General features: G+C 53.2%; 14 protein-coding genes. 9 read left to right on the top strand and 5 right to left on the bottom strand.

What is annotated here, in order from left to right; translation table 11 throughout:
* Positions 1 to 139 precede the first annotated feature (139 nt).
* On the top strand, positions 140 to 1,711 hold the full coding sequence (locus HG66A1_RS27815) for a hypothetical protein (protein WP_145192038.1): 1,572 nt from the start codon (positions 140 to 142) through the stop codon (positions 1,709 to 1,711).
* A gap of 134 nt (positions 1,712 to 1,845) precedes the next feature.
* A complete protein-coding gene (locus HG66A1_RS32705; protein ID WP_261344698.1) occupies positions 1,846 to 1,971 on the top strand; it encodes a hypothetical protein in 126 nt (41 codons plus the stop codon).
* A 43-nt stretch (positions 1,972 to 2,014) separates the two neighbouring features.
* Here HG66A1_RS32705 and HG66A1_RS27810 read toward each other — a convergent pair whose 3' ends face one another.
* On the bottom strand, positions 2,015 to 2,338 hold the full coding sequence (locus HG66A1_RS27810) for an ABC transporter (protein WP_145192035.1): 324 nt from the start codon (positions 2,336 to 2,338) through the stop codon (positions 2,015 to 2,017).
* Between the two features lie 262 nt (positions 2,339 to 2,600).
* Between HG66A1_RS27810 and HG66A1_RS27805 the strand changes: the two genes are divergently transcribed.
* Positions 2,601 to 3,113, top strand: a complete 513-nt coding sequence (locus HG66A1_RS27805; RefSeq protein WP_145192032.1) for a hypothetical protein — start codon at positions 2,601 to 2,603, stop codon at positions 3,111 to 3,113.
* Here HG66A1_RS27805 and HG66A1_RS27800 read toward each other — a convergent pair.
* Positions 3,110 to 4,090, bottom strand: coding sequence for a hypothetical protein (locus HG66A1_RS27800; protein ID WP_145192029.1), 981 nt, complete (start codon positions 4,088 to 4,090; stop codon positions 3,110 to 3,112). The two genes, HG66A1_RS27805 and HG66A1_RS27800, sit on opposite strands and share 4 nt — an antisense overlap.
* Before the next feature lie 222 nt (positions 4,091 to 4,312).
* Here HG66A1_RS27800 and HG66A1_RS27795 point away from each other — a divergent pair, with 222 nt between their 5' ends.
* The 4 genes from HG66A1_RS27795 to HG66A1_RS27780 all read left to right on the top strand — a co-directional run bounded on the left by HG66A1_RS27795 (position 4,313) and on the right by HG66A1_RS27780 (position 7,914).
* Positions 4,313 to 4,903, top strand: coding sequence for a hypothetical protein (locus tag HG66A1_RS27795; protein ID WP_145192026.1), 591 nt, complete (start codon positions 4,313 to 4,315; stop codon positions 4,901 to 4,903).
* A complete protein-coding gene (locus tag HG66A1_RS27790) occupies positions 4,900 to 5,511 on the top strand; it encodes a hypothetical protein (RefSeq protein ID WP_145192022.1) in 612 nt (203 codons plus the stop codon). Before HG66A1_RS27795 ends, HG66A1_RS27790 begins: the two co-directional genes overlap by 4 nt.
* A gap of 3 nt (positions 5,512 to 5,514) precedes the next feature.
* Positions 5,515 to 6,471, top strand: a complete 957-nt coding sequence (locus tag HG66A1_RS27785; protein ID WP_145192020.1) for a hypothetical protein — start codon at positions 5,515 to 5,517, stop codon at positions 6,469 to 6,471.
* 459 nt (positions 6,472 to 6,930) lie between these two features.
* Entirely contained in the window at positions 6,931 to 7,914 is a 984-nt protein-coding gene (locus tag HG66A1_RS27780) for an acyl-CoA desaturase (protein ID WP_145192017.1), read from the top strand.
* A gap of 185 nt (positions 7,915 to 8,099) precedes the next feature.
* On the opposite strand, the gene HG66A1_RS27775 is transcribed toward HG66A1_RS27780, so the two are convergent.
* Positions 8,100 to 8,495, bottom strand: a complete 396-nt coding sequence (locus HG66A1_RS27775; protein WP_145192014.1) for an acyl-CoA thioesterase — start codon at positions 8,493 to 8,495, stop codon at positions 8,100 to 8,102.
* A 37-nt stretch (positions 8,496 to 8,532) separates the two neighbouring features.
* Positions 8,533 to 10,128 (bottom strand): amidophosphoribosyltransferase, encoded by a 1,596-nt coding sequence (locus HG66A1_RS27770; protein WP_145192011.1) that lies wholly within the window; start codon positions 10,126 to 10,128, stop codon positions 8,533 to 8,535.
* A 283-nt stretch (positions 10,129 to 10,411) separates the two neighbouring features.
* Here HG66A1_RS27770 and proB point away from each other — a divergent pair, with 283 nt between their 5' ends.
* Both proB and HG66A1_RS27760 read left to right on the top strand, forming a co-directional pair.
* Positions 10,412 to 11,557 carry a glutamate 5-kinase gene (gene proB / locus HG66A1_RS27765; protein WP_145192008.1) on the top strand — a complete coding sequence of 382 codons (1,146 nt, stop codon included), beginning with the start codon at positions 10,412 to 10,414 and terminating at the stop codon, positions 11,555 to 11,557.
* Positions 11,558 to 11,568: 11 nt separating this feature from the next.
* Positions 11,569 to 12,111, top strand: coding sequence for a hypothetical protein (locus HG66A1_RS27760; RefSeq protein WP_145192005.1), 543 nt, complete (start codon positions 11,569 to 11,571; stop codon positions 12,109 to 12,111).
* A 12-nt stretch (positions 12,112 to 12,123) separates the two neighbouring features.
* On the opposite strand, the gene HG66A1_RS27755 is transcribed toward HG66A1_RS27760, so the two are convergent.
* Entirely contained in the window at positions 12,124 to 13,104 is a 981-nt protein-coding gene (locus HG66A1_RS27755; protein ID WP_145192002.1) for an alpha/beta hydrolase, read from the bottom strand.
* Positions 13,105 to 13,233 lie beyond the last annotated feature (129 nt).

The following is a 13,233-nucleotide window of genomic DNA, read 5'->3' as shown; positions in this document are numbered from 1 at the left end:
TTGCTGTGTACAATCAGTTAGTGAAATGAAGTAAATTAAGGCGACATTTTTAACTGACGGGCTCCTGCAAGGGAGCGGTTCAAACGGTGCCGGAACTTTCTGAGTCAGGATTCAGAAGCAGGCAGAGGGAGAGCGGGCAATGTTTCGACAATTGACTTTAGTATCAACGATCGTGGTGATTGCGCTGGCAGGAATCGGCTGTTTTCTGTTGAGTTCTGATTCAACACAAAATGCCGTCGCCGACAAGCAGCAGGACTCACCTGCGCCACCTCTCAAACTGCAGTCCGATCCTCGTGTGCTGGAACGGACCAGGAAACTCGAAGAGATCAATCAGATCCTCGCGAGCCGGGTCCCTCATATCACGGAGACCGCTGGTACCTCACATTCCCATGAAACAGAATCCTGGCAGGACCCTGCGCTGGAACGGATCTATCAGCAGATCCGCAATCAGAAACTGACAATCTGGTTTCCCCGGAATGATGAGCCATTCTCGATCTGGGTCGGCAATCCACAGAAGACAGTCGATGGCAAGAAAGTCTTTAACCACACCGAAGCACTCACCAACGCGATTCCTCACATTAATCAACTCCCGTTCCCGGTACGTGTCTGGTTCTATGGAACCCGGGATCAATCCAATCCGGAACTGGGAGCCTGTGTCGAAACGCTGACAAAAATTGAAAAACTGCACAGCGTCAAATTTTCCTATTGTCGCATCAGTCAACGCGGGTACGAGGCACTTCACGATCTTCCCCAACTCTCCGATCTGGAAATCCTGCATTCGCATCTCGATGAAACAGCACTGAAGCACATCGCAGAACTCGCGCAGCTCCGTCGCCTGCACCTCAGTTTCGGCGATCAGAAGATGTCCACCATCGCTGCAGAGCAACTGCTCAATCTTTCTGAACTGGAAGACTTCAAACTGCAGATCCACCTGGAGCCCAAAGAGGTCGGACGCTTCTGGAAAAAACTGGCCGGTTGTGAATCGCTGGTCAATCTGGAAGTCGACTGTGGAAAAGTCAGCCAGGACATGATGTATGACTTCCTCACCAAAGGGGATCATCAGCGTCTGAAAAGCTGGACCATCCGGGAACGCATTCCCCGCCAGAAACTCGCTGATGCCCTGGCCCTGGCCCCCAACCTGGAAGTACTTAAAGTTCCCTCTGGCTCTCCGGAAGAGATGGAATATCTGCTTGAGCGTCTCGCGAAACAGAATACGAAGCTCCGCTCGCTGACCATCGGCTGGGACACGGGAGAGCATCTCAAAGGCAAACAGGCTCGCAAAGCACTGCAGTTGCTCTCTGCCTTTCCGAATCTGCAGCAGGTACACATTCCAGTCAAGTTGCCTGACGTCAATGCACTGGAACCGCTCACGCGTCTGCATCAGCTCGAATCTTTTTACTGTCGTAATCTGAATCTCCATCAGTCGACATTGATCTACCTCGCCCGCATGCCCGCGCTGAAACATCTCACCGTGCGAACGCTGTCATTCTCTGATGAATCAGCGCACCTGCTGCCCTGGCTCTCTCATGTAGAGACCCTCGAAATCGAATACCCGCAGTCACTGACCAATAAACGACTCACACTCCTGGCCACCATGCCCGAGTTGCGCGAGCTCAAATGGTGTGATATTGGTTCAGAACAATCCGCTGTACTCAGCGACGAGGTCAAAGCCCGGTACCCGTTTATCAAATACAGTGTCTGCGGTAAGTAGCATCAGCCGATCCTGAGACCGGCGAGTCAACCACGCCCGGCGAGTCAACCACGCGTTGAAGTTCCCGGCTGCCCCGTCTATTCCGAAAAACAGGAACCTGCGTCTTTACGGGGCGCACTCCGGAAGGGACTGCCTTGTATGCAATCAATCTGACCAAACTGGGACCGCCGCGCAGGCTGGAACCCAGACAGCAGGATCAGAAACTGCTCAGTCTGTCGATGTCACCTGACGGACGTTTCGTCCTGTTCTGCAGTGATTGACCGGTAGAGGAAGACTAAAGAGCAGTTAAAAAGCGTGACTCGCTCAGGCCTGAATTGACTTCACAGAAAATTCATGCAGCGATTCCGGCCAGATGGCGCGAAAAGTATTGTCAGTCACATTACGATAGCCGGCACGCACGCGTTCCATCAGCGGATGTTGAATCTTCCCACGGATGCGGTTCAAGACGTTCTCCGGATCATCCACGGTCAGAAACAGATTCATCTGCGAACTGCCGAAATCATGTCCGTCCACGGTCGCCTTGCCATCTTCCTGAATTTGTTCAATCAGCACCGACTCCAGGTCTACCAGTGAATCATAGTCAGGAATTACAGTTCCCGTGAATTGCAGAACGAGTTGATACTTCATAAGAGAGCCCCCTGTTCAAAAGAAAGAAACGGCGGGTCACAGAACATTGGACCGATGTGCCTCACTGAATTGAGGCTTAAGACTGGTGTTAATATATTATAACGGTGAGACGACGAGTCTTCACATAAGGTTCGATGAATTTCCTGTGATTATCCCAAAGCGGACTTCTCTGTCAAAATAGGCAGTTCTATCCGCTAGAATCACAAGTATGATGACAACAACAGGTTCAGATGAAAATGATTTAATTCGGGAAGCTTACAAAATGCCCAGTCGGAACTCATTTTTTTATCATAAAAATCTGCTGGCCTGTTTTCTGGCCTGTCTGATTGCAGTTGCGGCCCTCTTTTTTCTGGTTCCGCCGCCTCAACAGACAGAAATCGCCTGGCAGGAATATTCCCTGCCGCACATCCAGCGTGACATGGATCAAGGCAAAGTCATCCTGATCAGCGCCATGTCAAGCAAAGATTATTTGATCCTTTTTTTAGAGGCACGCTACTCGCACGATCCCGCCATGCTGCAGTTCCTGCGCACGCATCCGGTTGTCTGTTATCGCATCGATCTCACCAGCCTCTCCGAGGAACAGTTCGAGGCCTGGCAGGGATATTTTGATTCGCTTTCCCCGCTGGGCGTCGTGCTACTGGTACAAACGCCGGAAGATGATGCGGTGATGGAAACGATCAAAGTCGATGGTGACCAACTCTCTCCGCAGCATCTGATTTCACGTCTGGAAAAACTGCTCGCCCGGCGAAAAACCAAAACAGGAGCCGGCGTCTAAAACGTGCGCTCCATCAGGTATTTCTTCCAGTTCTCTTTTTCCAGCCGCTTGAACTCGCCCTCGATGTCAGTCCCGGTATAAAACGTGAGAATACCGTAAACCCGTTTGATTTCTCCCGGCGGACAGTCAGGAAAAATCGGATCCGAGTGCAGGCAGGGACACTTCTGATTGCCCCACGCTTTAAAGCAGGGAGTCCACCCCATGATCACCCAGTGGTTGCCCTTAGCAGACCGGCAGGCGGCATACGGTGCGCGAAATACCTTGTTGTCATTGCTCTGTTGGGTGAAGCCGTCCATCATTTTCAGCATCGCACAGTTCTGCACCCGCAGCCTGGAAAGAGGCTCATCAGTGCCATTCTTCAACCACATCTCCATCAGCACCGCTTTCTGAAGAGGCAACACGATCGTTCCGAATTCGATACCATTGGGCAGTCGGCGTCGTGCTACCATGGATCCGTCTAGATAGACTGACCATTCCTGCGGGGGCAGTTCCTTATTCTGCTGTGTCCAGATCGTAGGCACATGCGTGTGCGCCAGGTACGTCAGACCCAGGTTCGACCAGATCGCTTCCGGGATATCCAGCACGACATAGCTGGCCGGATCCCAGGGGGCAAACACGGAGATCTTCGTCTCCCGCTGGGGGTTGATCGCCCCTTCCAGAAAACCGATCCGCGGATGCCGACCGCCCGGATACGGCTTCACCGTTAAGATATCCGCAGGCTTACGCTCCGGTGCGAGTCGCTCCTGCAGTTCAAACCGTTTCAGTGCCGACTTGATCTCCGGCTTCGAAAGCCCGGTCGCCTGCTGCATTTCATCCAGCGAATAGTGATGATACAGCGACATGTTTTCCAGCCAGTATTTCAGCTCCTCATCCGTCGCCGGCTTCCGTGCATTCGGAAAAGTTTCCTCTGCACTGAGGGGCACAGCCAGACAGCAGCAGATCAAACTGAAAACAGCAACGCGACAAATCCACAACATCGGAGCACCTCGTGTTCTGCAGGGTCGGTTCGGGTTCACATTTCACTCTTTGATTCTAATACATTCCAAATCCCGCTGCCTGCATTTCCAGAATAGGATTCCGAAATTTCCGGGGATCGTATAAATGAACCGCGTCGTCCTGCAGACAGCTCTGTATAATAGGCTCTCATGTGCAGGCATGAGTCATGCTTTCTGCAAGAAACTATTTGAGGATGAACCCGGATGCAACTTTCTTCCGACCTGGACCCCTGCGAATTGATCGTTCTGGATCCACAACAACGCCCCCTTGGCATGAGTGCGTCACTGACACTCTCATCCATGCTCGTCGATGGTCTCTATTTTCTGATACAGATTCTGGGGTTTGCTTTTCTCTGTGTTTTCCTGCTGGTCTTCTTTCTGTTCGGCGAAGATCCCTCCCTGGTGCTGGGAGTCCTGATGCCGCTGGTCATCTTCTATATGATTTTCCGCCTCGGCGTGATTTTCGGATTTCGCAGCAAACGTTCCCGACTGCTCTTCAAATTCCAGCAGTTTCTGCAACGGTGCCTGCAGACTGCGCCGCAGGAAATCAAAGTCTGTCTCTCCCGTTCACAATTGGATTTGCTGATCGCAGACAGGCAGGATAACCGCGATATCAGGCAGACCTTTACCTGGGACCAGGTTACAGCTCTGATCGAGGAGCAGACCGACTTCCGACTGCAGTTTCCCTGCCTGCCCGAACTCTGTTTGCCCAAAGAGCAACTACCGCCGGAATGGCAAGTCGCGTTACTGAATGATTTGAAAGATATGCAGCTGATTGACCAGGAGGAGCAATGAGTGAACTCTTACGAAAAGGACTGGTGGGAGGATCGATGTTGTTGATAATCGGCCTGCTTATTCAGCTGAGTGTCTTAGCGAAACAGGCGGTACTTGAGCAACCAGCTTCGCCGACAGAACATTGTGCGAAACAAATCGATGTCTACACAGTCAGTCAGTTTAATGAGATGCTTCAAACATATTGTCAGCAATTCGATTTAAGAGCCGAATATCAGGGACCACTGAATCCGGGGGCAGGGCGTCCTGGAAATCGTCCGTTTCCGAATTATGATCAGTATTCAACGTGGATCATTGTCCCGGCAAAACCAGAAAAACGAACGATACAGAGTCGATTTCACAGTCATGACTGGTTTACTATTGGATTGTGTCTCCAGGATCAGGCAAATTACGAAGTCCATCTGATGGGAAAAACATTGTTCCTGAACCTCCCTGCCACATATGGAAAGTACAAGGGACAAAATACGCGGCTTCCGATTCAGGTGACCGTTGAAGAGTTCATGACAGGATTGAGCGAGTATTCCAGGACCTGGCTGACTAAAGAAGAAACAATGAGGAAGGTCTGGAATCTCACTGACGAACTACATGAGTCGCATTCAGAGAAGAAATGAAATATGTACGAATACCACATCTACCAGGATGACTCAGGGACACTGAGAACAGACCTCTTTTATGAATTCTCCATTCCCCTGGATTCCGATATCGCAGAGCTGGATCACCCAAAGGCAGACGGCTGGGAGTATATCTCCAAGCGTTCGCCGACCGAGCTCGAGCTGGCTGAAGCAGCCGATGCAGCTCAGGCAGAGGAGCGGGCCTGGCTGGAATCAGGGATTACCAAAGCCAAATACGTCAAACTGGAACATTGTCCCGCCGATCCGTCGCATGTAACTCAAAGCGGTTTTGCCAGCCTGGAAGTCGAAGTCTGGAATTCTGCAGATCAGAAAATTCTGCTCTCCGAGTTTAATCTCACGAAACCCTGGTATGAAATGCCGTGTGATGCAGATGCAGTGCTGGTGCCCAAAACATTTGTGGAACGAATCAAACAGAGTGGTTTGACCGGGGCTGCTTTCGTTCCGGTATCCATCAAGGATCCGGAAGGGCCCCTGGAAAAAACGCTTCCGCCTCTGTTCGACTTCCAGTTTCGAGGCAAATCATGTTTGCGCCCCTCCCAGGTTCAAGGCGCTGAAAATGCCTGCCCGTTTTGTGGTCACAAACCATTAATCTGTCAGTCATGTGGACACGGCAATTCGACCTGCCCTGCGTGCGAAAAAGGTACCTGGACGATTAAGAAAGAACATGGGGGGGCCGCCGATCAGCAACTGATTGTCTCACCACTCTCACAAAGAGAGATTCCCGTTCTGGAAGGCAGCCGCTGGGATGGATCCGACTTTGTCTACGGTACCGGAGGCGACTACGTGGTTTCCAACTTCATTTCTAAACGCGCCCTGGACTGGTTACTCCGGGTTCACGCAACTCCGTTTTGTGCCCGACCGGTGAAGTTTTGCATCGATGGAATGAGCGATCAACAGCAGAAGCAGCTCGCTGAAATCCAGAAGTCCATCCCTTCCTAAAGCGAAGGGAGACACCTTTGACTCACCAATAGGCATCTCAAGACTGTATCAGAACCCCTGAAAATTGGTGGGCTCGGATGTAATCCGAGCCGAGCGCATCGAGCAAGAGGTCTCAGAGAATTTAGCCCGTTCAGCAACAACGCACCTCACCAGAAAATGTAGGACGCGGACCCATGTGTCCGCCCGCCTGGCAAGGCCCTGATCAGCTCAGACATAACAGGTGCCGCCACGAACCTCACGAACGACACAAGTGAGAAATAATCCCATCGAGTACAGAAAGAACCTGCTCAAAAACGTCACAAAACCAGCACGAAACACAGAAAAACTGAGCAGACGTTACCCCCTGCGGGTGATTTCCTCCCATCAAACCCCATCACTATAGACACGATTGCCCAATCCCCCTAGAATCGGCCGGTTTTTTATTGGTACTCCACACTCTGACAGCATCGGTCCTATTGAATGAATTCCCAGCAGACACTCGTGCCCCCTCCGGAAACGGATCCTCTTGTTCCTGAAAACACGTCTGCTGAGATGCCTGAGTCGGGGCGATATGCAACACCAGACTGGGCGAATATCGGCTGGGTCGTCGCCATTCATCTGGGCGTCCTCGCAGCACCGTTCTGCTTCACCTGGACCGGTCTCTTCACCTGTATGTTCCTGGGCTGGCTTACCGGCGGCATCGGTATCTGCCTGGGCTATCATCGCCTGCTCACGCATGGCAGCTTCCAGACCTATCCGTTCATGAATCGGCTGATTGGATTGATCGGCTTGCTGGCAGGGCAGGGGCCTCCAATCCAGTGGGTTGCCAATCATCGTAAACATCACCTGCACAGCGACCAGCCCGGCGATCCGCATTCGCCCCGCGATGGTCGCTGGTGGAGCCACATCCTCTGGCTCGTTCCTTTTCACAGTGCAGAGGAAATTCAGGCAACCCATCAGCGGTTCGCCCCCGATCTGCTGAAAGACCCGTTCATGCGTCTGTTGCAGCGAACCTTCCTGTACTGGCACCTGGGTCTGGGCGCACTCCTCTACGGTATCGGCTACTGGGCCGGCGGTACAGAACTGGGCCTCAGCCTGCTCGTCTACGGCATGTTTGTGCGTCTGTTCTACGTCCTGCACGCAACCTGGTTCGTGAACTCCGCGACTCACATCTGGGGTTATCGCAACTATGAAACGACCGACGACAGCCGCAATCTCTGGTGGGTGGCTCTGATGACCTACGGCGAAGGCTGGCATAACAATCATCACAAATACCAGCGGATGGCCAAGAACGGCCACAAGTGGTGGGAACTCGACATGACCTACGGCGCAATTCTCGTGCTCGAAAAACTGGGCCTCGCCTGGAAGGTTGTCAAAACCATTCCCCCCAACGACAAAGCGACTGCCGTCAAACCACCCAAATTCGCAACACAACAGCAGGCAGTCCAGGCACAGGTCGACTGAAGTCACGCTCAACGGGTGGGCTCGGATGAAATCCGAGCCGAGCGCAGCGAGCAGGAAACTGTCAGGGAAGTCGAGCTGTTTAAGAGCAAAACATTCCGATGCCCGTTACAGTAGGGGCTGGCCTGTGTGCCAGCCCGCATGTTTCGAGGATGTATCCTTAGGAATTCTCAACAGCGGACGAGCGCTCACTCCGTCCCCAACTGCTCCATCGCCGCGGGCATCCGCTGGATATTGCCTTCCCGGTCCACGCACGCAATCACCGATTGGGCCACCGCCACGCTTTGACCATCGCGAAACAGCTCGTACTTGTGTACCAGTTTGGCCCCGGTCACTTTTTCCAGGGGCGTTCGCAGCGTCAGCACATCATCGTAGCGGGCCGGCAGCCGGTATTTGCATTCGATTTTAGCGACTACCAGAAGGTAGCCTTTCTCTTCCATCTCGCGGTAGTTACCACCCTGGGAACGGAAGAGCTCGGTGCGGCCCATTTCGAAGTACGTGAAGTAGTTACCATGATGCAGAAATCCCATGGCGTCCGTTTCGTTATAACGGACCCGGATTTCGATCTCATGCGAGTTAGACATCAGTCAAAACCATCCTTTGTCGAAATCAGAATGCGTCTCAGGAGCGAACCGGACTGCTGGAGAGAGTCACATCGTAGGTCCGGTGTGCTTCTTCGCCATTATCGTTCAGCGAATTCTCCACAGCGATCTGATACAGCTGACGACCCGATTCGGTCGGGTAAGTCGTATCGATACAGGCCTGGCAGAGAGAACTGCCGGGCAGACCTACGGCACGCGCGATCGAAGCCTTGGGCAGATACTTCAGCGTATCAGCGCCAATCGCCTCGGCCATCGCTTCTTCCACTTCGGGGCTCATTTCGCCACCGTTCAGGAATTTGGGGGCGAACAACTCGTTGATCGTCGACATGTCGATGCCGTAAAAACAGGGAGCAATGATCGGCGGACAGGCCACGCGGACGTGTACTTCCTTAGCTCGACCCCGTTCCTTCAACTGGCTGATCAATGCCTTCATCGTGGTTGAGCGGACGATGGTGTCTTCCACCAGCAGCACCCGCTTCCCTTCCAGAACTTCCGGCAGCGGCGTGTATTTTGCCCGTACTTTGTCTTTACGGTTGGCCCCTTCGATAAAGGTTCGCCCGATGTAACGGTTACGGATCAAGCCTTCCAGACAGGGCACTCGCAGGGTATACGCCATACTGTCGGCGGCTGCTTTCGCGGTGTCAGGCACAGGTACGACGATGGTATCTTCATCAATGGGCACGGTTTCCTGCTCGGCCAGTTCTTCACCCAGGCGTTTACGGGTGATATACACACTCTGGTCGTCCAGGGTACTGCAGACATTCGCGAAGTAGATCCATTCGAAGAAGCAGTGTGCCTTCTGTGTTGGCTTCGAATATTCGCGGATTGTCAGTTCGCCATCCTGAATCACAATCGCACATCCGGGGGGCAGACTCTTGATCTGCTCGGCTTCGAAGCCCATGTTGGCCAGCGCCACACTTTCAGAGGCAGCTGCGAACAGAGAACCATCAAAGGCATAGCATAACGGACGCAGTCCCACCGGATCGCGGGAAACGAACATATTCCCCAACGCATCCAGGAAGACAATATTGTAAGCACCGTCCAGACGTTTGCTGAGCGTGGTCAGCATGTCGAACAGATCGGCGGGGCTCTCTTTGGAAAGCTCCTGCGAAATCAGGTGCATCAGAATTTCGGTATCGGTTTCCCGGGCCAGATGGAAGTCGGACTCGGTCAGGATTTCCTTGCAGAGTTCCTGGTAGTTGGCCAACTGACCATTAAAACCAAAGGCGAACCATTTGGATTTCTGGATATGATGGCGTTCGAACGGCTGTGCGTAGCTGCGGTCATCTTTCCCACAGGTCGCATACCGCACGTGGCCAATCGCCGCGGGGCCCTCATACTTCTTCATCAGGCTGTTGAAGGTCTGCTGATGATTCAGCTGGAACACCTCGGTGACGGTTCCCACATCTTTGTGAGTATCGATCAACTGATTCCGGCCAGGGTTAAACGTGGTCATTCCCGCAGCCAGCTGGCCGCGATTCTGAATATCCAGCAGTAACCGGGAGATAAGTTGCGATGTCTTTTCAGGGTCGCCCAGGGGAGTCAGAGGACTGGGATCTCGGTTGGGAAGATGGTAGACGGCTGCAATTCCACATTCGTGGTATAGTTCCGACATAAATTGCCTTAGTTCGTGAAATAGAGTTTCGAAATCAGTGTGAACCGGGTGAACTATGCGGTAAATTGTTCCCGAGCCCTGCTTGAGCGTCAAACAGAATCAGCAAATTGAGAGAGAAAAACGCCGTTTTACAGGAAATCCCTTTGATTTACGACATGCTCGCGCTGATGATTGTCTATGCTCCGGCCCCGGACTTCTATATTATATAAATATTAAGAAATAGGGACCCGGTGGCGAGTACCTCTTTGAAATTTTTTTGTGATTCCCGGAAAAAGTGCAGACTGTGAGTCTAACCCGTCGCGAAGTCATCGACTCAGCGGAAACGCTGGTGATTAAAATTGGAACAAACGTTCTCTCCTGCCCGGACGATACACTCGACCCCGCACGGATCGAAACGCTGGCAGAACAGATTCACCGTGTCAAAACGACCGGCCGCAAAGTCGTCGTCGTTTCCAGTGGTGCCATCGGTGCCGGCATGGGATTGCTGGGACTCAAAGAACGCCCCCGCGATCTGGGGCACCTGCAGGCCTCCGCCGCTGTCGGACAGGCACACCTCATCCGTCGCTATGACCGCTACTTACGCAAACACGGCTATCACGCCGCCCAGCTCCTGGTCACCGCCAATGATTTCAAAAACCGGACCCGCTATCTCAATGTACGTAACACCATCCATACGTTGTTTGAGTATGGTGCCGTCCCGATTGTGAATGAAAACGACACTGTCAGCATCCAGGAAATCAAGTTTGGCGATAACGATCACCTGGCCGCCATGGTCACCAGCCTGGTCAAAAAGCCGCTACTGGTGATCCTGTCTGTCGTCGACGGTCTTTATAATGGCGATCCGAAATCTCCTGAAAGCACCCGCATCTCTTCGGTGCAGGACTGGACACCCGAATTACTCGCGCTGGCAACCGACGACAGCAGCTCGCGGGGAACCGGGGGCATGAAATCAAAACTGCAGGCCGTCCGCTCGGCGACCGCCGTCGGTGAAAATGTCATTATCGCCAACGGGACTCAGGAGGGGATTCTGGACCGCATCCTGCAGGGCGAAGATGTCGGCACGCTGTTTCACGCCCAGGGAGCCTCGGTTTCTGCCTGGAAACGCTGGATCGGTTACACCATCCGTCCCAAGGGGCGCTTTCATCTTGATGAAGGTGCCACCCGCGCCATTCGCGAAGGGGGCAAGTCGCTCCTGGCGATCGGCATCCGCTCGATTGATGGCACCTTTGAGAGCGGCGAAGCAGTCACCCTTATCAGTCCCAGCGGAGAAGAATTTGCCCGGGGTCTGACCAATTACAATTCCGGCGATCTGGCAAAAATCATTATGCACCGTTCCGATCAGATCGCTTCCATCCTGGGATCCGTTCCCTATTCGGAAGTGATTCACCGCGACAACCTGGCCGTCCTGGAAAATCATCCTGCAGTCTAGGAGACAATTCAATGTGGTTTACCGAAACAGCCATTCCCCCCATTGCCATCTGCTCCGTGATTGCAGCCATCCTGTTTATTCAGTACTACCTGAGGCGACAGTCAAAATACCTCGTGGGCATGGGTATTGCGCTGGTCATGCTGGTAGTTTCCTACCTGGTTGAAATCAGCATCGTGACACCCCGCGAACGTGTCGAAGCCGACCTTTATGCACTGGCCGATGCATTTCAGCACAAAGAAGTAGATGCGACAATGGGCTATATCAGCCCCCGCGCCATTCCGCTGCAAACCTTGGTCATGCTGGCCCTGAATACAGTCACCATCGACGGAGATCTGCGGATTACCGATGTCGAAACGGAAATGCTGGCCGACGACTCGATCGCCAAAACGCATTTTCGTGCCAATGGCGCGGCCACCTTTAAGGGCATCAGCGGTCGCGCCCCCACCCGCTGGGAATTGACCTGGCAGCAGATCGGGGGCGAATGGAAGGTCACCGAAGCCCGGCGGCTGAATCCGATCACCGGCGACGAACTGCAGCCAATGGCCGTTCGCTGAGCAGACCGAAGATTATCTCTGGGCCACTTTGTAACCCTTGGGATAGCCCAGGGTCCGGGCGAAAAAGTCTTCCATCATCGGGAACGTCTGGGTCTGGTCTCTTAAGAAGACCGCGTGGCCGGCTTCGTCGCTACGATAGTAAGTCACATCCCGGGCACCGACAGATTTCAACGCAGCCACGAACTGGTCTGCCTGGCTTACATCCACGAAGGGATCCAGTACGCCATGCATCACCAGCATCGGCGGGGCGTCCGCACGGACGTAAGTGATCGGCGAGATTTTCGCGACTTCCGTTTTCAATTCGTCTTCGTTCTTCCATGTCAAATGGATCATCCGCGGGAGATGCTCGATGCCATCTGCCCAGCTCAGGTAGTCTGTCGGCGTCGCGGTCACGCAGATCGCATTCAGTTCGCTGGACTTGTCATGCCAGGGGGCACTTGAATCAACCTGCTGACTCTGTTTCATCAATCCGACCAGGCAGACCATGGAACCGCCGTTCGCATTTCCAAAGGCACCAATTCGTTCCGGATCAATCTGGTATTTGTCCGCATGTGCCCGCATCCAGCGAATGGCGCACTTCAGATCTTCCAGGCATTCTGCAAAAGGGGTGTCATCCGAAAGTCGATGATAGAGGCTGACACAGACATACCCTTTGCGGGCGTAATGCAGGGGACCTGTCCGAGAGTGTCGAGTCGTGTTGTTTCCGCCTGAACCACCCCCGGCATAAACGAAGACCAGAGCCGGCCGTGGTTGAGTTTCCACCTGCTGAGGCAGAACCAGGTTCATCCGCCAGCGGGTCTTTTTGCCGGGGTGATAGACAACATCATCGATGACTTTCAGGTCTTTGGGCAGGGGCACAATATTAGAACGGGGAATGGAACTCAGCTGGCGCGCCGGTTCTTTCTCCTGCTTTTTTTCCACGTCCGGGATCAGGCAGACAACGATTCCCAGAAAAACGATTCCCAAAACGACACGTGTTACGAAAACCGGCATTGCGCCCCTCAACACTTCCTGTGAAATTGAAACTGAAATACAGTACTCAAACAAACCCCCGATCCATCCAAAAGTGTTCCTCACTTTTTTGAAAATGGAAAATATATTTTTCGCCCCGTTCCCAGTCTG

Origin of the sequence: Gimesia chilikensis (assembly GCF_007744075.1) — a bacterium.
Classification (GTDB): Bacteria; Planctomycetota; Planctomycetia; order Planctomycetales; family Planctomycetaceae; genus Gimesia; species Gimesia chilikensis_A.
Note: the sequence above shows the minus strand (reverse complement) of the source record. Positions and strands in the feature narration are given on the sequence as shown.